Source organism: Dolichospermum heterosporum TAC447, from assembly GCF_024584745.1.
Lineage (GTDB): Bacteria > Cyanobacteriota > Cyanobacteriia > Cyanobacteriales > Nostocaceae > Dolichospermum > Dolichospermum heterosporum.
Genome location: NZ_CP099464.1, coordinates 2,177,733 through 2,200,557 on the forward strand (window position 1 = coordinate 2,177,733; position 22,825 = coordinate 2,200,557).

Here is a 22,825-nt window from a genome sequence, read left to right on the forward strand (position 1 = left end):
TACCTTACATTATACCAACAAAGCCTGTTCCTCTTGAGAAATCACCCTCCCTTTATTCTCAAAACCAGCAATTTTATCAAAGTTCAAATAACGATACAAATCATCAGCAACAGGATTAATTTTATTCTGTTTATAAATTAATCAAGCCACAGCAAACTCCGTCAACTTACGAGTTTCTGGATCATGAAAAGCCAAAACAATATCTTCTTTAGGTACACCTTCCCTTAATAACTCAGTTGCAATTCCTTCCTCAGTCCAATCTTCCTCAATGTAAATTTTCTCATTTTTAATGCGAACATAAACGGAAATTGCTTTAACTCGTTTATTATTTTTCCAACCAATATTAAACCAAAGATATTGACTTCTTTGATCATCAAACATTAAAACCTCATCTATATCAGGATCAGGTACTTGTGCTGAGATTCTTTCATATTCAGTGAGGATTTGTTTAATTATATTTTGATAATAAGTTAGCTTGTCCATTTGATAATCTCCTCTTTATTAATATCAACAACCAACAGTTAAACTTAATATTTTTGTAAAATTAATTCAATTGCAACTTATTCAAAAAAATTTGATTCTATAGGACTCATATTTGATTTTTGAAAAACACTCGGTACACCTGAATCGCCTAGAATCCTTTTACCTCATGCCTTTTGCATCTTACCTACCTACGCAAATAATTTCAGGACTCAAATATTATTCCTATATATACTAACTATTTTCACTATTTTCCACATTAACTTTTAAATATTTTTCATTAGATAGATAACTCTCTATATTTTCTAATATTCCCCTTAAATAACAAATAACTCTTTTTTGAATTTCCAATAGCTCATCAGAAGTAGCATCTCTACCAACTTTCTCAAAAGACTTAAAACCATGTGTTAAGTCTTTTCTATGATCTTTAATTCGTTGTAAATCCTTACCATTTCCAGTTTTTCTAGCATTAGTCTTATATGAAAATCCATACATTTCGGCTATATCTTTGATTCTTTGTCCATCAATATTTCCTGAAAATAATCTATCTCTATTAAAAGTAGCTGATATGATATCAACCGAAATATTTTGAACTGTAACTAAAATATCTTTAGTAGATTTATTATCTTTATCTTTTAGATTATCAATAACAATCTTTTTAATTTCGTCTCTTACATCATCGAAAGAAATATTTTTAGTTTTTAATTCATCAAAAATAGTTTCAATTGCATTACGCATTGTAGATTCAACTAGATTATATAGTAACAAAAATCCTGTTGCTTTAAGAGTTTTTTCTAAATCATTGTTTATCGGTTTGATTTTTGTATTGTTTGTATTACCCATACTTAATTGAATTGAACCTTGCTCTAAATTTTTCAAGAATATAAAATATCGTCTTACTTCTTGAGCGCGTTTATCAAAATCTTCAAATAATGTACTTCTCATGAATTACCTAAAAGCTGATCACGAACATAATAAATACGATTAATTACTTTGTTTTTAGAACTACTCGCATTAGAATTGGTATAATCTTTAAATTCTTTAGAGTTTAAAAACTCAATTGAATTGGGAACTATATCTGGATTTATTCTTAACGCTAAAGCAATACCTACAGTAATTGATTCAAACTTAATTCTAGTTGTAGGTTCATAGGATTTTTTTATTTTGATATAGGTATGTAAAGCATCAGAAAAATACTTTTGAACAAAATTTAACATTAAATAAAATTCATTTTTAACTGCATTAATATCTAATGTTTCAGATTTATTCTCTTGCTCTAAATAATCATCCAAAAATTTATGAATATCACTTTTCCCAGGATAATTTTCATAATTATTCAGAAATGCAAAAAACCGGAGAACAAATTCTTGGGGATCTCTCTTATTTATCTGAGTTGGAGTAAAAGAACATAAATCTCGAAATTGTTGATATTTTGATAACTCTTCGATTATATCCAAAAACTTTCCTGGTTGAGATCCTCTGCGTTTCTCCATTTCATTCAATTGAACACTACCAGTATTAAGTCTCTCAAAAATATCCCTTCTAATTTCTTCACCTGAATGTTCGGTTAATTGAATCATTCTCATGGTAGTTCTGTTAAAACGTCTTTGACGTGGTAGCGGTAAATCTTGAAAAGTAAACCCATTGAGGCTTTCTAATTTATTTAGATTTTGTAATCTAAGCTCATTGTTAATGAACTTAGCTAAAGTCCGAATACGTTGTGTACCATCTATAATTTCTAATCGTGCTAAATCTTCTGTACTTGATATATCCGCAACAAAAATATAAGGGATTGGTAAACCTAACATCACAGATTCAATGAATTTTGATTGTCTATCTTCATCCCAAGCTATTTCTCGTTGATAATCTGGAATAAACAATTCATTTTCATCTTCCTTCTCCCCATCTAAATATTTTTGCACAATTACTTCGATAGGATATTCTAAGGTGTTGTAGTCAACACGCTTTGTTTTGTCACGAATTTCCGCTTCAGCATTTTCTTTGCGTTGATCTGTAATTTCTAATTGATTTACCATAGTTGACAATCTATTTTCGTTAATGTTTAAAAATTAGAGTTTTTTTGCTTAAATGAGTTAGTATAATTGTATTCTACCACTGAAATATCTTAATTTAGATAGAGTAAAAAAATCTTAACAATTATTTTAAATATAAACTTCTTAAAATCAAGGTGAGCCATCAAGACTCACCCTCACCTAAATTATACCAAAGCCGCCTGTTCCTCCTGACTAATCACCCTACCCTCATCTTGAAAACCAGCAATTTGATCAAAGTTCAAATAGCGATACAAATCATCAGCAAAAGGATGAATTCTCTCCGCCACAATCTCCAAATATTCCTGCACATTAGGAAGCCTTCCCAACAACGCACAAACCGCTGCTAATTCCGCCGAACCTAAATACACTTGAGCGCCTTTACCCATGCGATTATTGAAATTACGAGTCGAAGTAGAAAACACAGTTGTATTATCATCAACTCGCGCCTGATTTCCCATACATAAACTGCATCCGGGAATCTCAGTTCTCGCATTTGCACCTACAAAAACATCATACACACCTTCTACTTTTAATTGATGTTCATCCATTCTTGTAGGCGGTGCAATCCATAACCGCGCTTTCACCTCACCAGCACCTTCTAACACCTTCGCAGTTGCTCGATAATGTCCGATATTTGTCATACAAGAACCCACAAAAACTTCTTGTACAGGATCATTGGCAACTGCCGATAATAACTTAACATTATCAGGGTCATTTGGTGCAGCTACAATTGGTTCTGTGATTTGGCTTAAATCAATCTCAATTACTTCTGCATATTCGGCATCAGCGTCAGCAGATAATAACACCGGATTGGCTAACCATTCCTCCATTTTAGCCACACGACGCATGATAGTTCTGCCATCACTATAACCCCGTGCTACCATGTTTTTTAACAGAGCAATATTGGAACGCAAATATTCCGCAATTGTCTCTTCACTTAACTTAATTGTACAACCTGCACAAGAACGTTCTGCGGAAGCATCGGTTAATTCAAAAGCTTGTTCAACTTTCAAATTTGGTAACCCTTCAATTTCCAAAATCTTGCCAGAGAAAACATTTTTCTTGTTCTGCTTCTCGACAGTTAACAAACCTTTTTGCATAGCCACATAAGGAATTGCATTCACAACATCCCTCAGCGTTATTCCTGGTTGCAATTCTCCTGTAAATCTGACTAATACTGATTCTGGCATATCTAAAGGCATTACACCTAATGCACCAGCAAACGCAACTAACCCAGAACCAGCAGGGAAAGATATACCCAAGGGGAAGCGAGTATGGGAGTCTCCACCTGTTCCCACTGTGTCGGGTAACAACATCCGGTTTAACCAGGAGTGAATGATCCCATCCCCAGGACGCAAAGCTACACCACCACGGGAGGAAATGAAGTCTGGTAATTCCTGATGGGTTTTAATATCCACAGGTTTGGGATAGGCGGCTGTGTGACAGAAACTCTGCATTACCAAGTCTGCACTGAAGCCTAAACAAGCCAGTTCTTTCAATTCATCTCTGGTCATTGGTCCTGTAGTGTCCTGAGAACCCACTGTAGTCATGATTGGTTCGCAAGATGTCCCCGAACGTACTCCTGGCAAACCAGCGGCTTTACCGACCATTTTCTGCGCCAATGTGAAGCCTTTGCCGGTGTCGGTGGGGGATTGGGGGCGGATAAATAAATCGCTGGGTTTTAAACCTAATGCTTGACGGGTTTTGTCGGTGAGAGTCCGTCCAATTAGTAGGGGAATGCGTCCACCGGCGCGAACTTCGTCTAGAATGGTGTCAGGTTTGAGGCTGAAGGTGGAAATTACTTCTCCTGCGGCATTGAGAACAGTTCCTTTGTAGGGATAAATGGTAATTACGTCACCGGTTTCCATTTTGCTGACATCGCATTGGATGGGTAATGCACCGGCATCTTCGGCTGTGTTAAAAAAGATAGGTGCGATCGCACTTCCTAAAATATAACCCCCCGCCCGTTTGTTTGGTACAAAGGGAATATCATTACCCAAATGCCATAATACAGAATTGATTGCAGACTTGCGAGAAGAACCTGTACCCACGACATCACCAACGTAAGCTACAGGATGTCCTTTTTTCTTTAACTCTGCAATGGTTTCTAAACTTCCCGGTTGACGAGTTTCCAACATCGCCAATGCGTGTAATGGAATATCTGGTCTGGTTGTAGCGTGAGTTGCCGGTGATAAGTCGTCAGTGTTAGTTTCTCCGGGAACTTTAAAAACCGTAACGGTGATAAATTCTGGTAATGTCGGACGGGAAGTAAACCATTCTGCTTCTGCCCAAGAGTTTACCACCTGTTTGGCGTAGGGGTTAGTTTTTGACAATTCCAAAACATCATGGAAAGCATCATACACCAACATAATTTTACTGAGAGCGTTAGCTGCATAAGCGGCAATTTGTTCTCTTCCTTCTCCTCCCATTACCAAGGGTGTTTCTGAAGCTGTTGATACAGAGGTACTGGAAACTTGGAGTAAATCAATTAAAGATTGAACATTGTAACCACCAATCATTGTTCCCAGTAATTCTACTGCGTCAACTGGTGAAACCAAAGGACTGGTAATTTCTTCTTTCGCAATAGCGGTAAGAAATCCAGCTTTTACATAAGCAGCTTGATCTACTCCGGGGGGAATGCGATCGCGTAATAAATTTAACAATAACTCTTCTTCGCCTGTCGGGGGATTTTTTAGTAATTCACACAATGCTGATGTTTGTACTGCATCTAACGGTAAGGGAGGAATACCCAGTTGAGCGCGTTCTTGGGTGTGTTGTTGATATTCTGCTAACATGATTTAGCTTTTCTCCTGTAATGTGTTGATTTCTTTATTTTATTGTACGGGAATTGTTACAAGAGTTACTGGTAAACGAATTTGTCAGAAATAGACAGTTTATGGTTTATAATTTAAGAAGTAAAGTTTACATTAAGTAAGTAATAATGTTGATAAGGAGTTCATGATGTCATACCAAAATATTATTACCATAGAACCTGGAAAGAGAAGCGGAAAACCTTGTATTAGAGGTATGAGAATTACTGTTTATGATGTTCTTTCCTATTTAGCATCAGGAATGACTTTTGAAGAAATATTAGCCGATTTTCCTTATTTAACCAAAGAAGATATTTTAGCCTGTTTAAGTTATGCAGCAGATCGTGAACGTCAAACCATGTTAGTTAATTCATGAAACTACTTTTTGATCATAATTTATCACCAAATTTAATTAATTCTTTGGCTGATATTTATCCTAATTCTAATCATCTTTATTTAATGCAATTAGATCAAGAATCAGATTATACAGTGTGGGAGATTGCCAAAAACCAAGACTATATTATTGTGACTAAAGATGCGGATTTTAATGAATTATCAATTTTGAGAGGTTTTCCACCTAAAGTAATTTGGATTCGCTCAGGAAATTGTTCAACTAAAACCATAGAATTAATGCTGAGAAATAACCACGAAATTATTTTATCTTTTGCAGAAGATCAAAATACTGGTATTCTGGCTTTGTATAGGTGAAATATAAGTTGAATTTTGGAGCTTTGAGCAAGTTTTAGCGTTTAGTTGTAAAGGAATTGTTACAAGAGTTACTAGTAAACAAATTTGTCATTGAGAAAGTTTTTGGAGAAATAGGTAAAGATTTTATTCATGTTCATCATTTAATTCCTTTATCGGAAATTAATCAAGAATACGAAGTTGATCCAATTCAAGATTTACGTCCAGTATGTCCTAATTGTCATGGAATGCTACATAGAAAAAAGCCGCCATATACTATAGAACAAATTAAAAATATCCTTAATGACAATAATTAAAATTGAAGTGATTGTTCAACATTCCATTATCCAAAAATAACTCAATCCTGAAAATCTTTAAATCCCGGACATCCTGATTCAGACAATTCCATTATTCAAAAATAACTCAATCCTGAAAATCTTTAAATCCCGGACATCCTGATTCAGACAATTCCATTATTCAAAAATAACTCAATCCTGAAAATCTTTAAATCCCGGACATCCTGATTCAGACAATTCCATTATCCAAAAATAACTCAATCCTGAAAATCTTTAAATCCCGGACATCCTGATTCAGACAATTCCATTATTCAAAAATAACTCAATCCTGAAAATCTTTAAATCCCGGACATCCTGATTCAGACAATTCCATTATTCAAAAATAACTCAATCCTGAAAATCTTTAAATCCCGGACATCCTGATTCAGACAATTCCATTATTCAAAAATAACTCAATCCTGAAAATCTTTAAATCCCGGACATCCTGATTCAGACAATTCCATTATTCAAAAATAACTCAATCCTGAAAATCTTTAAATCCCGGACATCCTGATTCAGACAATTCCATTATCCAAAAATAACTCAATCCTGAAAATCTTTAAATCCCGGACATCCTGATTCAGACAATTCCATTATTCAAAAGTAACTCAATCCTGAAAATCTTTAAATCCCGGACATCCTGATTCAGACAATTCCATTATCCAAAAATAACTCAATCCTGAAAATCTTTAAATCCCGGACATCCTGATTCAGACAATTCCATTATTCAAAAATAACTCAATCCTGAAAATCTTTAAATCCCGGACATCCTGATTCAGACAATTCCATTATCCAAAAATAACTCAATCCTGAAAATCTTTAAATCCCGGACATCCTGATTCAGACAATTCCATTATCCAAAAATAACTCAATCCTGAAAATCTTTAAATCCCGGACATCCTGATTCAGACAATTCCATTATCCAAAAATAACTCAATCCTGAAAATCTTTAAATCCCGGACATCCTGATTCAGACAATTCCATTATCCAAAAATAACTCAATCCTGAAAATCCTAAAATCCTGGATATCCTGATTCAGACAATATGCTATAATCTACCTAATGATTTAGGAATTAAATTAATACTACAAATCAATAATAATTGTGTTTTAGATCAAAATCAAAAACCAATTCCTGTACAAATTTCTATTACCGAATTTGAACAAATAGAAGAAGTATTAGAAAATTATGGATTAGCAAAACTAATGGAAGAAGTAGAAACTGATAAAATTTTATCTAAAAATAAAGCTTTAAAATATTTAGAATTACTTAAAAATAACAATGTGGAAAGTTGAATATACAAAGTTGGGTTGAGAAAACCCAACTTTTTCAGGAAATATTCTGAGTATCTTACAATTCCTTCACCGTTAACTGAATACTCGGACTTGGTAATAACGTATATCTCAGATATAATCCCAACCACACAAAACCAATAATTAACAAAGTCCCAATTCCCAGAAAATTCGGCAACCAAAACACTACTTCCACATGATTTATATCCCCTGCTTTAAGCTTCCATATTAGTTGATTACCATGCTTTTCTGGTTTGATAGCATTTTCATCATTTTGAATATTCTTCATTCCCCAAGGTGTCCGTAAGCTAAAGTCCAGATTGATAAGAGAACTACCACCTTCAGTCGTCAGCATAGCCAAAGAACGTAAATCTAAATCATAAACTAAATGATTTCTGGAGAATAGGAAAAAATTCCTATCTTCTGCAACTAAAGTAGAGGTAATATTTGCCAGTTCCGAACCATCACTATCCTCAGAGGTGCGAGTATTGAAAAAGCCAGTAAATTTTTCTTGTAATTCCTTCGCACTGGTAAAGGGAATTTTAACAATAATTTCTGATGCTGAAACTCTCTCTATCGAACCAGCTAATGTTCGCGCTCGATTTTCTAAAGTTTTTAACCATTCAGAGAGATAATCACCACTAAAAATAGTAATTTTTTCTGATAACTGAATATGCTGTATTAATTCACCATTATTTGTGCTGTTAAAGTTCACCCCTAAATCATACTTAACACAACCAGATAATAGTAATGAAGAAAATATTACCATAAATACAATAGGTTTTATTTTGGTAAATTTTCCAATTTTGCTAATTAAAGAAAACACAGATTTTATTAAATGTGATATAATCTTAATGGAAGTGAATACATTCATGAGTAAATTTCTCCTGATTTACTAAAAACTTAACCAAACTAAATAGAAAATTATCAAACCAACAGAAATTAAACCTACCCAAACGAAATTATTGTCTTTAGTATTGACCGTACTCAAATCAATGTATTCTTGTTCTACAGGTTTTGGTTTAGATGTAGATTTTTGCGGTTGGGAAGTGACAATTATTTTGGATTTGTTATCAGAAACTATACCAAAATCGGGAATTTCTGTCATCCACTCTTTTGGTCTGTTCAGTTTGGGTGCTTTTAAAATATAAACTAGCCGTTTTGCTTGCTGACGAATTTCATAATAGGGATGACGGCTGAGTTGTTGACAAAGAGCGATCGCTTCTTCGGAACGTCCCGCAGCTTCATACGCATTCACCAACCAAATTTCTACTTCACCAGCAAACCGGGTATTTTTTCCTAATAGAGTGCTGGCTTTTTCTAAACTTTCCACAGATTCTCGATATTGACCATTTTCAAAAGCAGTTGTCCCAATGTGGAAACACGATTTAGCGAGTTCTAAATTTTCTGTAGTCATTGATCATTAGTCAGTGGTTAATTGTTCTCAAATTAAGCTAGAAATGGCTTATTTTTTGGCTTCCACACCCGCCCGGAAATGAATTTCCGGGCTAATAGCCAAAGTAAACTAAAGTTTACTAAACGATTTTAAAATTTTGGGGCTAAATTTAGTCATCTTCAGATGACTTAAGCTATTAGACAGGGAATTGATTCCCTGGCGGGCTATGGGTTTTACTTAAGTTCCGGGCTAATAGCCAAAGTAAACGAAAGTTTACTAAACAATTTTAAAATTTTTGAGCTAAATTTAGTCATCTTTAGATGACTTAAGCTATTAGACAGGGAATTGATTCCCTGGCTGCCGGGCTATGGGTTTTACTTAAGTTCCGGGCTAATAGCCAAAGTAAACTAAAGTTTACTAAACGATTTTAAAATTTTTGAGCTAAATTTAGTCATCTTCAGATGACTTAAGCTATTAGACAGGGAATTGATTCCCTGGCTGCCGGGCTATGGGTTTTACTTAAGTTCCGGGCTAATAGCCAAAGTAAACGAAAGTTTACTAAACGATTTTAAAATTTTTGAGCTAAATTTAGTCATCTTTAGATGACTTAAGCTATTAGACAGGGAATTGATTCCCTGGCTGCCGGGCTATGGGTTTTACTTAAGTTCCGGGCTAATAGCCAAAGTAAACGAAAGTTTACTAAACAATTTTAAAATTTTTGAGCTAAATTTAGTCATCTTCAGATGACTTAAGCTATTAGACAGGGAATTGATTCCCTGGCTGGCGGGCTATGGCTTTTACTTGTCCCCCATTCCGATTATTGTCTCGACTGATGAGAACCCAGAATCATTGTTCCAATCCCCACATCTGTAAATACTTCTAACAATAAGGCATGAGGAATGCGTCCATCAATTATATGTGAAGCTTTGACTCCTTGGGCAAGCGATCGCACACAACAATTCACTTTCGGAATCATCCCCCCACTGACTACACCATCAGCAATTAATTGTCGCGCCTCCCGAATATCCACCTTGGGAATTAAGGTAGAAGGGTCTTTATAATCTCTTAAAATTCCTCTCGTATCAGTCAGCAAAATTAGCTTTTCCGCCCCCAAAGCAGCGGCTATTTCCCCCGCTACCGTATCCGCATTAATATTATAAGCCTGTCCAGTTTCATCCGCCGCCACGCTGGAAACCACCGGAATATAGCCATTACTCGCAAGTGTTTCTAAAATTTTGATATTGACATTACTCACTTCCCCCACAAAGCCAATCCCCTCATCACCTTGAGGACGAGCCGTAATTAAGTTACCATCCTTACCGCAAAGTCCTACAGCCATTCCCCCAGCTTGGTTAATCAAAGCCACAATTTCCTTATTCACCCGCCCAACCAACACCATTTCTACCACATCCATCGTTGGTGCATCAGTTACGCGCAAACCATTTTTAAACTGTGCTTCAATTCCTAATTTACCTAACCAACTATTAATTTCTGGTCCACCACCATGCACTAAAATAGGTCGCAAGCCGACGCAAGATAAAAACACCACATCACGAATAACTTTATCCTTAAGAGAGCTATCCTTCATCGCTGCGCCACCGTATTTAACCACAACGGTACGACCGGCAAATTGTTGAATGTAAGGTAGTGCTTCGCTGAGAATTTCTACGCGATTAGCTTCAGCTTGCCTGATATATTCAGTATCATTAATCATGTTATTACCCAAGTTGCTAGTTATATAGTTTATTGGATAACTAGCAACAAGAGTTAATAACCTGTTGTGATCATAGCAGGGGGCAGGGGGCAGGGGGCAGGGGGGCAGGGGGCAGGGGGGCAGGGGGCAGGGGGGCAGGGGGCAGGGGCAGGGGGCAGGGGGCAGGGGGGCAGGGGGCAGGGGGCAGGGGGCAGGGGGGCAGGGGGCAGGGGGAAATATTTATTACCCATTACCCATTACCCATTACTTATTACCCATTACCTATTACCTATTACCTATTACCTATTACCTATTACCCATTACCTATTACCCATTACCTGTTCCTAAGAAAGTTGAAACAAGAAAGTAACTAAATCTCCCTTACCCAAGCTAATGCGATCGCCTGGACGGAGGCGATGTCTGTTACCAGGTAACAGAGGTAAGTTATTAATGTAAGTACCATTAGAACTACTTGCATCCTCTATATAACAAGCATCTCCCTCAATCCGAATATCCGCATGAATCCGCGAAACAATCTCCGAATTTGGGAATCCCGAAACATCTATATCTGGAGGAACACGATCATTAGGCTTACCAATATGCACAACCGAGAGATTTTGTGGTAATTCTATTTCCTGATTAGCTTGAACATGGAATAATCGCGCTACGATCTGTTGTAATTGAGTATTTGCCACCTTTCCTGATGGTGCGACTGGAGCAACTTCAGGAATAGATATAGGATCTATCTGGGGTACATAAGCAGGTGGAATATAAGGCTCAGATCCTGGTACTGTATCCATAGCCACAGGTTCAGGAGTCAATACAGGCGGAATATAAACTTCCGGTTCAGGTGCTACAGGTGCAGGTGGAGGAGTCAATACAGGCGGAATATAAACTTCTGGTTCAGGTGCTACAGGTGCAGGTACAGAAGGAACATAAACAGCTTGTTCCTGAACTACAGCCATAGGTGCAGGTGCAGGAGTCAGTACAGGCGGAATATAAACTTCTGGTTCAGGTGCTACAGGTGCAGATACGGTCGGATTAGATCGGGGCGCAACTTCCAACACATCAGGCTGTAGCAGTTGCATCATTAAGTCAGGAGCGACCACTGGTGCTGGCACAGGATTAACAGCACCAGTTGAGGCGACTGCAAGAGTAGCACCAAAATGGAGATTGTAACCGCACTGACCACAGAAAGCAGCATCTGACTGTACAGTTGCTCCACAATTAGGACAACTAGCTGTAGCTGGTAACGGCGTATAGCAAGCTTCACATTGAACAGCGCCGTCTGGGTTAGGATGATTGCAATTAGGGCAGACGATCATGGATTTAAGCCTTAGTGAAGGTCGTTGTAAAAATATTACTGACAAGCACATAAGTAACTTTAGCTAGTGATGCTAAAAATTACTTACAGTGAGGACAAGTTGATCATTGGTGATGATTCTTCATCATCTCAATCAACCAAATCTCAAAAATCATAGTCAACGTTAGAGTTCCAAACCAGCCGCTGCGTCTAGCAACCAATAGAGTTCTCCTTGGGGACGAATTAACCGTGATGGATAGGCGAAATCATCCGCTACCGGTGCAAAAACTTGGGCTAAAGCCGGTCTTTTATTAGCACCAGCAGCCATAAAAATCACACTGCGAGCCGCGTTAATAAATGGGTAAGTAAAAGTGATGCGGAGATTATCATCTTTATTACCAACAGTAATTAGGCGATCGCTCACCTTGAGAGCCTCCGTGTAGGGAAACAAAGATGCAGTATGGGCATCATCACCCATTCCCAGTAAAACTACATCCAATGCTGGGAACTCTCCCGATGCCGAATTAAAAAATGTTTGCAGATGCTGGTTATACTTAGCTGCATCTACCTCTGGGTTAGCAGATAAAGTAGGGATAGCATGAATATTCGCCTGGGGAAGTGCCACCTGATCTAACCATGCACGTCTCGCCATCAGTTCATTACTATCAGGATGATCTGCTGGTACATAACGCTCATCTCCCCAGAATACATGAATTTTATCCCAGGGCAACTTTTGATTAGCTATCGCCTCATACAAAGGTTTTGGTGTACTACCCCCTGACAAAGCAATTGTAAATTGCCCCCGTTCGCCAATAGCAGTTTCCGCTTTCGACAGTATCAATTCTAGCGCCCGTTGAACGAGTGCCGATACACTGGAATGGACTTCAACAGTTTTGTTCATGGCATTATCATTACATAGCTTGTTTCTTGGCAATACCATAGCGAACATCTGACAATTTTCCGGTTTAACCCTAGAAACTTTTAATATCATCAGGTTAAGCCCAAGCTAATGCCTAGTAGTCTGTCAACCCGAAAATGACGAGTGAAGGCAAGCAGGGGGAGAAGAGAGGCAGGGGAGGTAGAGGAGGGGAGGGAAGAACAGAAGTTTTTTCCGATCATTACCCGTCAAAATAAATTTGACCAACTACTAGCCTAGCCATGAAATATCGTCCTCTACCTTCTTTACCATCATTTTCAGTTAGTTGTCAGTAGTCAGTTGTACTAATCGCTAATAATCACCGTTCTATAAAACTTACCCAAAATTACCAAAGTCTAGACACATCTGGACAGCGATAATCTTAGTGTTTATTTCCTGCTTCATCGTGGTCTTAGAATGACTTCTAAGAGGTTTTTCCACTCGACAGACAATCTCGGTAGAACTTACCGTTTCTGACCGTAGTTCCTAAAAAGAACCCTTAATTGATGTCCTAACTGCCTAATTTTTTCACGTTGCCCAAAATCTCTCAATCAAGTGTTGACTTTCTGCTGAGAATTTGATATCCTTATCCTTGATAAGGAAGAACTATCATAAAGTAAAAATCAACTAAACCCCGATCCCCTTTCCTTCTTCTCGCCATAACTGATTTAACCTATTAGCGGGCATAGTTAAATACAGCACATCTCCAGGAGCGAGAATTGTTTCCAGCAAATCCCAGCCTTGTACAGTTTCATGGTTGATTTCCACATACAAAGGCACAAAATCCGCAAACTTAGCCACATCCTTCACCCACTCATCACAAAAAGGGTGTATTGGTGTAATAGTAGTTGCAAAAGCTACCCATAAATTATCAGCAATAATCCCATTACCAATAATCCTACCACCGAGAGCAGCCGCAGCAAAAGCAGGAGCAGCGAGTTCAGCAGGACTAAATACAGCCTCAAAATCAAATACCTGTTGTGCTATACCAGCAAAATCAGGATCAGCATAGTTGACAATTACAGGAATCTTTGGCGCTAAAGACTTAGCCTTGAGGGCAATTTCCAAATTAGTCGCATCATTATTAGTAACAGCTAAAACTGCGGTAGCAGTGTTAATATTACTTGCTTGTAAAGTAGCCCGAAAACTCGCATCAGCAAGAATAACCGGAATACTCATTCCTCTAGCAGTAGTCACATATCTATTATTAGCATCCGTTTCAATAACTACTACCTCATGTCCACTCAGGTGCAATTGTTGAACAATTCTAATGCCAATACCACTTAAACCACAAACAATATAATGATGATGTTGAGGAATTCTTGCCGCATCCAAAAATTGTTTTAAGCGACTACCCAGGATAAAATCCGTCAGCATCGCGTACCAAATCCCAATTACCGCAGCCCCAATTAGCATAATCACAATAGTAAATAACTTAATGCTGTCTGGTGCATTTTCGACAACCTTATCATTACCACCAGCCCCCGTAATCATGCCAACAGCAAAATATAAAGCATCAATAAAAGAGATACTATGTTTACTAGCAAAATAGGTAAAAGTGGATATTAAAATAATTACGAATAAAGCAATTGCCATACCCACAACTGATTGGGCGTGTTTCTGAAACTCCCGAATATTGGCAAAAACTTTAACTAATTTTCTGACTAATGACTTACGTTGGGGACGAATGCGAGGTTGAGTACCAATAATTAAGCGATCGCCTACTCTTAATTGTTGTTCCAACAGCACCGCAGATACTAAATTTAGCTTTCCTTCCACAGCCACATAATAAATCAGCATCCTTGTGGGATCTTCCCATAAATCACTAATTTTTCTGCCTTTCCAGGGATGATTTTCGTGGATATATTCCTCTTGAATTGGCCAAATTTGCTCAAGTAACTTAATTTGACCAATAGCCTTATTCCCCAAAGCCGCAAAGGTAAATACAGGTGCTGCCAAACCCACAACACTCATACTTAAATGATTCGACAGAGTTTGATCAAGACGTTCACCTAAATTCGTATTATAAAACCGATTAATAATCCGAATTTGGGGATTAAGAACCCGTGCTTGCATCATAATTGATAAATTCAAAGCATCATCAGAAGTTGCAATTACCAAAGTATGTGCTTCTGTAATTCCTGCCGCTTGTAAAGTAGAAGCTGCGTGTAACTCACCAACAATTATATTAGCAGCAGGTTCACCAGAAACAGGTTTGCGATGAATACCTACTACCAAAGCCCCCTGTTGTCTGAGTAAGCGAAAGATTTTATATCCGGTACGTCCTAAGCCACAAACAATAATTCGAGGTTTCATAAAACCGCAACATAAAATTTATATAAAGGGCTACATATCAGTTATCAAGAAAAGCATCACCGACTCAGAATTGAATTCAATAATCCTCATTGTTGCTTAATTTATGGCAAAATAACTGTAACTGAACACACGATATTTATCTCCAGGAAATTAAAAATTAAAAAATATTACGGGGTTAACCCGGATTTCTAACAAAGAAATAAAAAAAGGATCAAAAACTGCAAAAATGTATATTTAGGGCTTGCTGATAGCGTAGCGTGGCGTTAGCCTGGGGGATGTGGGGATGTTGGGGGAGGTGGGGGAGGTGGGGGATGTGGGGATGTGGGGGATGTGGGGGAGGTGGGGGAGGTGGGGAGGTGGGGGAAGATTAATATTTATGGTTTTTATGATTCATTAACTAGCGTGATGGGTTATTGATCATAGTCACCAAGGAACGCAAATTTAATAACCTGCAATTCTGACTTAACCTGAAATGGTGCGTTACGCTGTCGCTAACACACCCTACTTTTGCACTTTATTTAATTCATATTCCTAAACGTTTTACTCTTTTACTCTTCACTCCCCCACTCCCCCCTACCTCCCCTACTCCCCCCTACCTCCCCCACCTCCCCTACTCCCCCCACCTCCCCCACCTCCCCCACCTCCCCCACCTCCCCCACCTCCCGATTAAGGGGGGGTAATTTAACTTGTGTGTACACCGGAGTATAAAGCGGAGAGTTAGGGAGGGGTAAAAAATTTGATACAGCAATCATGACTTCTCAAACACCCTCTTAGCCCCCTCATCGCTTGCGGGGAGGGGGTTGGGGGTGGGGTTCTTGTTCCGGGTTTGATGACAATTTGCTGTAATTCTATTAATCCTGATTACGAACTCATTTCCAATAACACTTTTAAAACCCCCTTAGTTTTAGCTTTTTCAAAAGCTTCTAAACCTTGAGAAAGAGGGTAAGAACTATCAATTAAATATTGGACATCTACCTTTCCCGTCGCCAACAATTCTAACGCCGGAACAAAAGGACCACAACGAGAACCAATCAGGGTAATTTCATCTACTACTAACGAGGAAGCATCTAAACTAAGATTTCCCGCATAAGTGCTTTTTAAGATTAATGTCCCACGAGGACGTAAAGCCCGACGAGCAATATTAAAGCCTTCAGGATTTCCGGTACAATCAACAGAGATATCAAAATATCTATTGGTGACACTATCAGCTAAACCTGTTTTAATTCCTTTTCCTGCTAAATTTATTAATTTGTCTTCGTGTCTTCCGACTACCAATAATTCACAACCAGTTAAGGCTAAAGTTTGGGCTATTAGTTGTCCTAGCTTACCATCTCCAACCACTAATACTCGGTCATCCTTAGATATTTGTATTTGTTGTTGAATTTCCAATGCTGCGGCTATGGGTTCAGTAAAAGTTGCTGCTGCTGTAGATACATTTTCGGGGACAAGATGCAAATTCTCAATAGGTAGAGATAGATATTCTGCAAATGCACCATTACGGTTAACAATTCCTAAAACCGTGCGATTTTCGCAATGTGTTGGTTGTCCGCAACGACAAAAACGACAATTACCACAAGCGGCGTTAATTTCACCAACGACTCTTTGATTAATTAACTGTTTAGGACCTTGTTCGACAATACCAACAAATTCATGACCGATAATGCCAGTATAGGGGTAATAACCTTTAATTAATTCTAGGTCAGTATTACAAATTCCTGCTCGCAAAACCCGCACCAAAGCCTCTCCTGGTGGTGGTTCAGGGATAGGAATATTGGTGCGTAATTCTAGTTGATTATTTTCTAACCAAAGTCCTTTCATAATTTTGTCAGTTGTCAGTTGTTATACTTGAGAAGGTAATAACTTGCGTTTTTACATCCATATATCCCCTTTACGCAAAAGCTCAATTTATTCCCTTGCGGAGTATAATTATTCGGTTTTAATTATTAGTTATTAAAATTTTACATTTTCTAGAAATGGTGTAAATATCGGAACTATATCGGAATTACTCACAACCATCGTAGGAAAAGAGCGATCGCTATAATCTACTCCCGGCGATAATGGAAAAGACTCAGAATTGAGCGGTACCCACGTCCCACCCGCAGCTTGCACAATTACCCAAGCACCTGCAATATCCCATACCTTTGGTGTGGCTTCAATTCCTCCCAAAACCGCACCAGTGGCGACTGAAAGAAAATTATAACTAGCAACTCCTAACATCCGAATTTTACAGGGAAAACCTGGTTGAATAATGTCGGTACTGCGAGAACAAAGGTTAAAAAAGTGGTTTTTGCTGGGAGCATCTTTACTGGTATGAATGGGATGATTATTTAAAAATGCTCCCGTTGGCGTTGTTAAGCCCGATGAACCCGCCCAAAATCCATGAAAGACTTGATTTAATGGTGGTACGTAAACATAACCAAAAATGGGAGTTCCACGATAAAGTAAGCCCAAGGAAATAGACCAAATCGGAATTCCTCTGGTAAAATTTGTTGTCCCATCCAAAGGATCAATAACCCAACACCATTCTGTATTCGGAAAAGTTTGACCTGCTTGCAGCATATCTTCACTATCACTTTCTTCGCTCAAAATGCCGTAACCAGAAAAGGTAGAAACAATTGCATCTCGAATTTCTTGATCTGCCCATTTATCAGATTTTGTGACTAAGCTACCATCAGATTTTTGTGAAGCTTGAACTTTGCCAAAATCCTGCATTAATTGTTTTCCTACTCTAGTAGTAGTAGTTTCCGCAAAGTCTAAAATCGTATTCCAAAAATCATTCATTTGATTAATTATCAGTTGTTAGTTGTCAATTATTAAATAATTTTATCATAGATGGATTCATAGAAAATTCAGTACAAAGTAAAAATCTGTATTTATTAAACCCAGTAATTATCATGAGCTTTTTTTAAAGTATCTTGAATAAGCTGTTACGCAGCTAAATTTGATAACCATAATTTACTTGAACTTTGTAGTGCGGGCATCTTGCCCGCTAGAATTATACAAACTAAATGCACAACAGCTTATCTACTGCGACCCAATCCAATACTTGTCGGTTAAGGAAATGTAGGCTGGTTTGAGCGATAGCGAAGCGCTCCGTAGGAATCGCAAAACCCAACAAAATCCTTGATAATCTTGGGTTTTGTTCCATTGCTCCGCGTTCACACAGTGTCCCGCAGGAATACGTTTACGTTCCACAACCCAACCTACCATATAATGACTTTTCAGGCTTAACCGAGCAGTAGCGACCCAATTAGGTTCTAAAACTAGGGATGACCAAAAAATATTTCCATCTAACAAACAATTGATAAATAACCATCCTGTACATCCTCAAATCCTGGACATCCTGATTCAGACCAAAAAATATTTCCATCTAACAAAGAATTGATAAATAACCATCCTGTACATCCTCAAATCCTGGACATCCTGATTCAGACAAAAAAATATTTCCATCTAACAAAGAATTGATAAATAACCATCCTGTACATCCTCAAATCCCGGACATCCTGATTCAGACAAAAAAATATTTCCATCTAACAAAGAATTGATAAATAACCATCCTGTACATCCTCAAATCCTGGACATCCTGATTCAGACCAAAAAATATTTCCATCTAACAAAGAATTGATAAATAACCATCCTGTACATCCTCAAATCCCGGACATCCTGATTCAGACCAAAAATATTTCCATCTAACAGACAATTGATAAATAACCATCCTGTACATCCTCAAATCCCGGACATCCTGATTCAGACCAAAAATATTTCCATCTAACAGACAATTGATAAATAACCATCCTGTACATCCTCAAATCCCGGACATCCTGATTCAGACCAAAAAATATTTCCATCTAACAAAGAATTGATAAATAACCATCCTGTACATCCTCAAATCCCGGACATCCTGATTCAGACCAAAAAATATTTCCATCTAACAAAGAATTGATAAATAACCATCCTGTACATCCTCAAATCCTGGACATCCTGATTCAGACCAAAAAATATTTCCATCTAACAAAGAATTGATAAATAACCATCCTGTACATCCTCAAATCCTGGACATCCTGATTCAGACCAAAAAATATTTCCATCTAACAAAGAATTGATAAATAACCATCCTGTACATCCTCAAATCCCGGACATCCTGATTCAGACCAAAAAATATTTCCATCTAACAAAGAATTGATAAATAACCATCCTGTACATCCTCAAATCCCGGACATCCTGATTCAGACCAAAAAATATTTCCATCTAACAAAGAATTGATAAATAACCATCCTGTACATCCTCAAATCCTGGACATCCTGATTCAGACCAAAAAATATTTCCATCTAACAGACAATTGATAAATAACCATCCTGTACATCCTCAAATCCTGGACATCCTGATTCAGACCAAAAAATATTTCCATCTAACAAAGAATTGATAAATAACCATCCTGTACATCCTCAAATCCTGGACATCCTGATTCAGACCAAAAAATATTTCCATCTAACAGACAATTGATAAATAACCATCCTGTACATCCTCAAATCCTGGACATCCTGATTCAGACCAAAAAATATTTCCATCTAACAAAGAATTGATAAATAACCATCCTGTACATCCTCAAATCCTGGACATCCTGATTCAGACAAAAAAATATTTCCATCTAACAAAGAATTGATAAATAACCATCCTGTACATCCTCAAATCCCGGACATCCTGATTCAGACAAAAAAATATTTCCATCTAACAAAGAATTGATAAATAACCATCCTGTACATCCTCAAATCCTGGACATCCTGATTCAGACAAAAAAATATTTCCATCTAACAAAGAATTGATAAATAACCATCCTGTACATCCTCAAATCCCGGACATCCTGATTCAGACCAAAAATATTTCCATCTAACAGACAATTGATAAATAACCATCCTGTACATCCTCAAATCCCGGACATCCTGATTCAGACCAAAAAATATTTCCATCTAACAAAGAATTGATTCCCGGACATCCTGATTCAGACCAAAAAATATTTCCATCTAACAAAGAATTGATAAATAACCATCCTGTACATCCTTAAATCCTGGACATCCTGATTCAGACAAAAAAATATTTCCATCTAACAAAGAATTGATAAATAACCATCCTGTACATCCTCAAATCCTGGACATCCTGATTCAGACAAAAAAATATTTCCATCTAACAAAGAATTGATAAATAACCATCCTGTACATCCTCAAATCCTGGACATCCTGATTCAGACAAAAAAATATTTCCATCTAACAAAGAATTGATAAATAACCATCCTGTACATCCTCAAATCCCGGACATCCTGATTCAGACAAAAAAATATTTCCATCTAACAAAGAATTGATAAATAACCATCCTGTACATCCTCAAATCCGGACATCCTGATTCAGACAAAAAATATTTCCATCTAACAAAGAATTGATAAATAACCATCCTGTACATCCTCAAATCCTGGACATCCTGATTCAGACAAAAAAATATTTCCATCTAACAAAGAATTGATAAATAACCATCCTGTACATCCTCAAATCCTGGACATCCTGATTCAGACAAAAAAATATTTCCATCTAACAAAGAATTGATAAATAACCATCCTGTACATCCTCAAATCCTGGACATCCTGATTCAGACAAAAAAATATTTCCATCTAACAAAGAATTGATAAATAACCATCCTGTACATCCTCAAATCCTGGACATCCTGATTCAGACAAAAAAATATTTCCATCTAACAAAGAATTGATAAATAACCATCCTGTACATCCTCAAATCCGGACATCCTGATTCAGACAAAAAAATATTTCCATCTAACAAAGAATTGATAAATAACCATCCTGTACATCCTCAAATCCTGGACATCCTGATTCAGACAAAAAATATTTCCATCTAACAAAGAATTGATAAATAACCATCCTGTACATCCTCAAATCCTGGACATCCTGATTCAGACAAAAAAATATTTCCATCTAACAAAGAATTGATAAATAACCATCCTGTAATCCTCAAACAGACAAAAAAATATTTCCATCTAACAAAGAATTGATAAATAACCATCCTGTACATCCTCAAATCCTGGACATCCTGATTCAGACAAAAAAATATTTCCATCTAACAAAGAATTGATAAATAACCATCCTGTACATCCTCAAATCCTGTACATCCTGATTCAGACATTCTAGTTGGGGGCGATTCTTCTTGTTTATGTAGTCTTGATTGATACTAAAAGTGCTACTCATTATAGGCTTCAAGGATGTCGCAAATGCTCTCAGGATAAACCTTACAGCCTATTTTCCCTTTTTTTGACATACCCCCTTGACAATTGACTCTTCTTCTTAACTTGTGACAGATGTCTGTTCCCAGTTAAGAGTTCCCTATTCCCTTTTTTTGTAAAAATTGCATTAATTCAGGAATTTCTAGTGTCGCTGTCTTTGGAGTCATGTTTGAGTAATTTGATGCACTGTCAGATTTTTAACTCGCCGAGTTTACATCATCTGACAACAATTATAAATTTTTATTTCCCTTGAATTCCCTATTCTAAAACCCGAACGATGAACTGGATTTTCCCCATTCGTTGTCAAGCAATCTCTCTAGTTCATTGAGTATTCATACTTATTTTTCAACCCGACTGTTTTTTTTAGCCAGAGGCAATGGCTAATAAATAGTTACTTTGTACTATATTTTGAATTCCAAAATCGGGGCTAATACTTTATTTTTTTCAAAATGAGAATTGCTGGTCGGGTTTTTCATTGATTCTAATTGATGTATAAAAATTTCCGGTACAATTAATAGCCGCGCTGTACAAAGTTGCTTTTTTTATCAAGTATTCTTGTACAAATACTGATACATAAATTAATACATTGTTGTACAATGGTACAAACTTTTTTTGAAAAATTTATGACTGTACCTCAAGAACATGAAGATTTGAAAATAAGAGTTTTTGAAATTTGCGAAAACTTATATATAAAAAATGAAAAAATAAATAGAAATATTGTACGAGAACAGCTAGGCGGTGGTAGTTTTAGTACAATCTGTCCTTTGATACGTGAATGGAAAGAACTCAAATCTGTACAGTTTAATAGTCTAAATGGTACAGAAATAGAGGATGAAGGTACAGAATCAGGTACAGAATCAGGTACAGAATCTCATCTTGTATTGACTCAAGAATCCGTAATTACCGACACAACGGAAGAATTAACCGCCACATCAGTAAATCCTGCTTTTATTCCTGATAGTGATATCAATAGTATGGTTCGGGCTGGAGCAGAAAAAGCCGCAGGAACGTTAATTGCTCAAGAGGCGATCGCCAGTCATTTTTACCAAAACCCTGATGAATTACCGGCTGATTTAAGAGCGCAATTGGAGGGTGCGAGAGGAAATTTTACGCAATCGCGCAGCAACACGAACAAAGCTGCGTACAATCCTCAGAACCTGATCAATTTAGCGATGGAGAAAATCAAACAATCCCAAAGAGAAGACGGACTAGAACTAATTGGTTAACGTTAGCTCTGAGTGGTTTTTTGCTGGCCGTCAGTTCAT

The 22,825-nt window shown here is 37.3% G+C and carries 17 protein-coding genes; 5 read left to right on the forward strand and 12 right to left on the reverse strand.

Features of this window, described 5'->3' with window-relative positions:
* Positions 1-141: 141 nt before the first annotated feature.
* The 4 genes from NG743_RS09690 to acnB form a co-directional block, all read right to left on the reverse strand.
* Entirely contained in the window at positions 142-483 is a 342-nt protein-coding gene (locus NG743_RS09690) for a XisI protein (protein WP_257121911.1), read from the reverse strand.
* Between the two features lie 231 nt (positions 484-714).
* Entirely contained in the window at positions 715-1,425 is a 711-nt protein-coding gene (locus NG743_RS09695; RefSeq protein ID WP_257121912.1) for an MAE_28990/MAE_18760 family HEPN-like nuclease, read from the reverse strand.
* Positions 1,422-2,516, reverse strand: a complete 1,095-nt coding sequence (locus NG743_RS09700; protein ID WP_257121913.1) for a DUF262 domain-containing protein — start codon at positions 2,514-2,516, stop codon at positions 1,422-1,424. The genes NG743_RS09695 and NG743_RS09700 overlap by 4 nt, the downstream gene beginning before the upstream one ends.
* A gap of 182 nt (positions 2,517-2,698) precedes the next feature.
* Positions 2,699-5,329 carry a bifunctional aconitate hydratase 2/2-methylisocitrate dehydratase gene (acnB, locus tag NG743_RS09705; RefSeq protein ID WP_257121914.1) on the reverse strand — a complete coding sequence of 877 codons (2,631 nt, stop codon included), beginning with the start codon at positions 5,327-5,329 and terminating at the stop codon, positions 2,699-2,701.
* A 166-nt stretch (positions 5,330-5,495) separates the two neighbouring features.
* Here acnB and NG743_RS09710 point away from each other — a divergent pair, with 166 nt between their 5' ends.
* From NG743_RS09710 to NG743_RS09725, 4 genes are all read left to right on the forward strand, one after another.
* Entirely contained in the window at positions 5,496-5,720 is a 225-nt protein-coding gene (locus NG743_RS09710) for a DUF433 domain-containing protein (RefSeq protein ID WP_193964556.1), read from the forward strand.
* Positions 5,717-6,052, forward strand: coding sequence for a DUF5615 family PIN-like protein (locus NG743_RS09715; protein ID WP_027402623.1), 336 nt, complete (start codon positions 5,717-5,719; stop codon positions 6,050-6,052). Before NG743_RS09710 ends, NG743_RS09715 begins: the two co-directional genes overlap by 4 nt.
* A 56-nt stretch (positions 6,053-6,108) precedes the next feature.
* Positions 6,109-6,345, forward strand: a complete 237-nt coding sequence (locus NG743_RS09720) for an HNH endonuclease (RefSeq protein WP_051424340.1) — start codon at positions 6,109-6,111, stop codon at positions 6,343-6,345.
* A 1,165-nt stretch (positions 6,346-7,510) separates the two neighbouring features.
* Positions 7,511-7,657: a RelB antitoxin-like protein gene (locus NG743_RS09725; protein ID WP_284081680.1), complete on the forward strand. Its 147-nt coding sequence runs from the start codon at positions 7,511-7,513 to the stop codon at positions 7,655-7,657.
* Positions 7,658-7,712: 55 nt separating this feature from the next.
* On the opposite strand, the gene NG743_RS09730 is transcribed toward NG743_RS09725, so the two are convergent.
* From NG743_RS09730 to NG743_RS09765, 8 genes are all read right to left on the reverse strand, one after another.
* Positions 7,713-8,528 (reverse strand): DUF3153 domain-containing protein, encoded by an 816-nt coding sequence (locus NG743_RS09730; RefSeq protein ID WP_371316511.1) that lies wholly within the window; start codon positions 8,526-8,528, stop codon positions 7,713-7,715.
* 21 nt (positions 8,529-8,549) lie between these two features.
* Positions 8,550-9,071, reverse strand: a complete 522-nt coding sequence (locus NG743_RS09735; protein ID WP_027400608.1) for a tetratricopeptide repeat protein — start codon at positions 9,069-9,071, stop codon at positions 8,550-8,552.
* Between the two features lie 796 nt (positions 9,072-9,867).
* Positions 9,868-10,764: an acetylglutamate kinase gene (gene argB, locus NG743_RS09740; RefSeq protein ID WP_027400611.1), complete on the reverse strand. Its 897-nt coding sequence runs from the start codon at positions 10,762-10,764 to the stop codon at positions 9,868-9,870.
* Between the two features lie 323 nt (positions 10,765-11,087).
* Positions 11,088-12,068 (reverse strand): double zinc ribbon and FHA domain-containing protein, encoded by a 981-nt coding sequence (locus tag NG743_RS09745; RefSeq protein WP_193964854.1) that lies wholly within the window; start codon positions 12,066-12,068, stop codon positions 11,088-11,090.
* Positions 12,069-12,230: 162 nt separating this feature from the next.
* The gene (gene pgl, locus NG743_RS09750; RefSeq protein WP_027402625.1) at positions 12,231-12,947 is read right to left on the reverse strand and encodes a 6-phosphogluconolactonase; all 717 of its coding nucleotides are present in this window, start codon (positions 12,945-12,947) and stop codon (positions 12,231-12,233) included.
* Between the two features lie 642 nt (positions 12,948-13,589).
* Complete coding sequence (locus NG743_RS09755) at positions 13,590-15,278, reverse strand: potassium channel family protein (protein WP_027404849.1); 1,689 nt, start codon at positions 15,276-15,278, stop codon at positions 13,590-13,592.
* A gap of 861 nt (positions 15,279-16,139) precedes the next feature.
* Entirely contained in the window at positions 16,140-17,096 is a 957-nt protein-coding gene (locus NG743_RS09760; protein WP_257121916.1) for an MDR/zinc-dependent alcohol dehydrogenase-like family protein, read from the reverse strand.
* 132 nt (positions 17,097-17,228) lie between these two features.
* The gene (locus NG743_RS09765; RefSeq protein ID WP_027402627.1) at positions 17,229-18,059 is read right to left on the reverse strand and encodes an inositol monophosphatase family protein; all 831 of its coding nucleotides are present in this window, start codon (positions 18,057-18,059) and stop codon (positions 17,229-17,231) included.
* Between the two features lie 4,124 nt (positions 18,060-22,183).
* Here NG743_RS09765 and NG743_RS09770 point away from each other — a divergent pair.
* Positions 22,184-22,786: a DNA-binding protein gene (locus NG743_RS09770; protein WP_257121917.1), complete on the forward strand. Its 603-nt coding sequence runs from the start codon at positions 22,184-22,186 to the stop codon at positions 22,784-22,786.
* The last annotated feature ends 39 nt before the right edge of the window (positions 22,787-22,825 follow it).

Bases quoted from the DNA above. Each gene is read 5' to 3' on its own strand.
- NG743_RS09690 (WP_257121911.1), bottom strand. From the start codon at position 483: ATGGACAAGCTAACTTATTATCAAAATATAATTAAACAAATCCTCACT.
- NG743_RS09695 (WP_257121912.1), bottom strand. From the start codon at position 1,425: ATGAGAAGTACATTATTTGAAGATTTTGATAAACGCGCTCAAGAAGTA.
- NG743_RS09700 (WP_257121913.1), bottom strand. From the start codon at position 2,516: ATGGTAAATCAATTAGAAATTACAGATCAACGCAAAGAAAATGCTGAA.
- acnB (WP_257121914.1), bottom strand. From the start codon at position 5,329: ATGTTAGCAGAATATCAACAACACACCCAAGAACGCGCTCAACTGGGT.
- NG743_RS09710 (WP_193964556.1), top strand. From the start codon at position 5,496: ATGTCATACCAAAATATTATTACCATAGAACCTGGAAAGAGAAGCGGA.
- NG743_RS09715 (WP_027402623.1), top strand. From the start codon at position 5,717: ATGAAACTACTTTTTGATCATAATTTATCACCAAATTTAATTAATTCT.
- NG743_RS09730 (WP_371316511.1), bottom strand. From the start codon at position 8,528: ATGAATGTATTCACTTCCATTAAGATTATATCACATTTAATAAAATCT.
- NG743_RS09735 (WP_027400608.1), bottom strand. From the start codon at position 9,071: ATGACTACAGAAAATTTAGAACTCGCTAAATCGTGTTTCCACATTGGG.
- argB (WP_027400611.1), bottom strand. From the start codon at position 10,764: ATGATTAATGATACTGAATATATCAGGCAAGCTGAAGCTAATCGCGTA.
- NG743_RS09745 (WP_193964854.1), bottom strand. From the start codon at position 12,068: ATGATCGTCTGCCCTAATTGCAATCATCCTAACCCAGACGGCGCTGTT.
- pgl (WP_027402625.1), bottom strand. From the start codon at position 12,947: ATGAACAAAACTGTTGAAGTCCATTCCAGTGTATCGGCACTCGTTCAA.
- NG743_RS09755 (WP_027404849.1), bottom strand. From the start codon at position 15,278: ATGAAACCTCGAATTATTGTTTGTGGCTTAGGACGTACCGGATATAAA.
- NG743_RS09760 (WP_257121916.1), bottom strand. From the start codon at position 17,096: ATGAAAGGACTTTGGTTAGAAAATAATCAACTAGAATTACGCACCAAT.
- NG743_RS09765 (WP_027402627.1), bottom strand. From the start codon at position 18,059: ATGAATGATTTTTGGAATACGATTTTAGACTTTGCGGAAACTACTACT.
- NG743_RS09770 (WP_257121917.1), top strand. From the start codon at position 22,184: ATGACTGTACCTCAAGAACATGAAGATTTGAAAATAAGAGTTTTTGAA.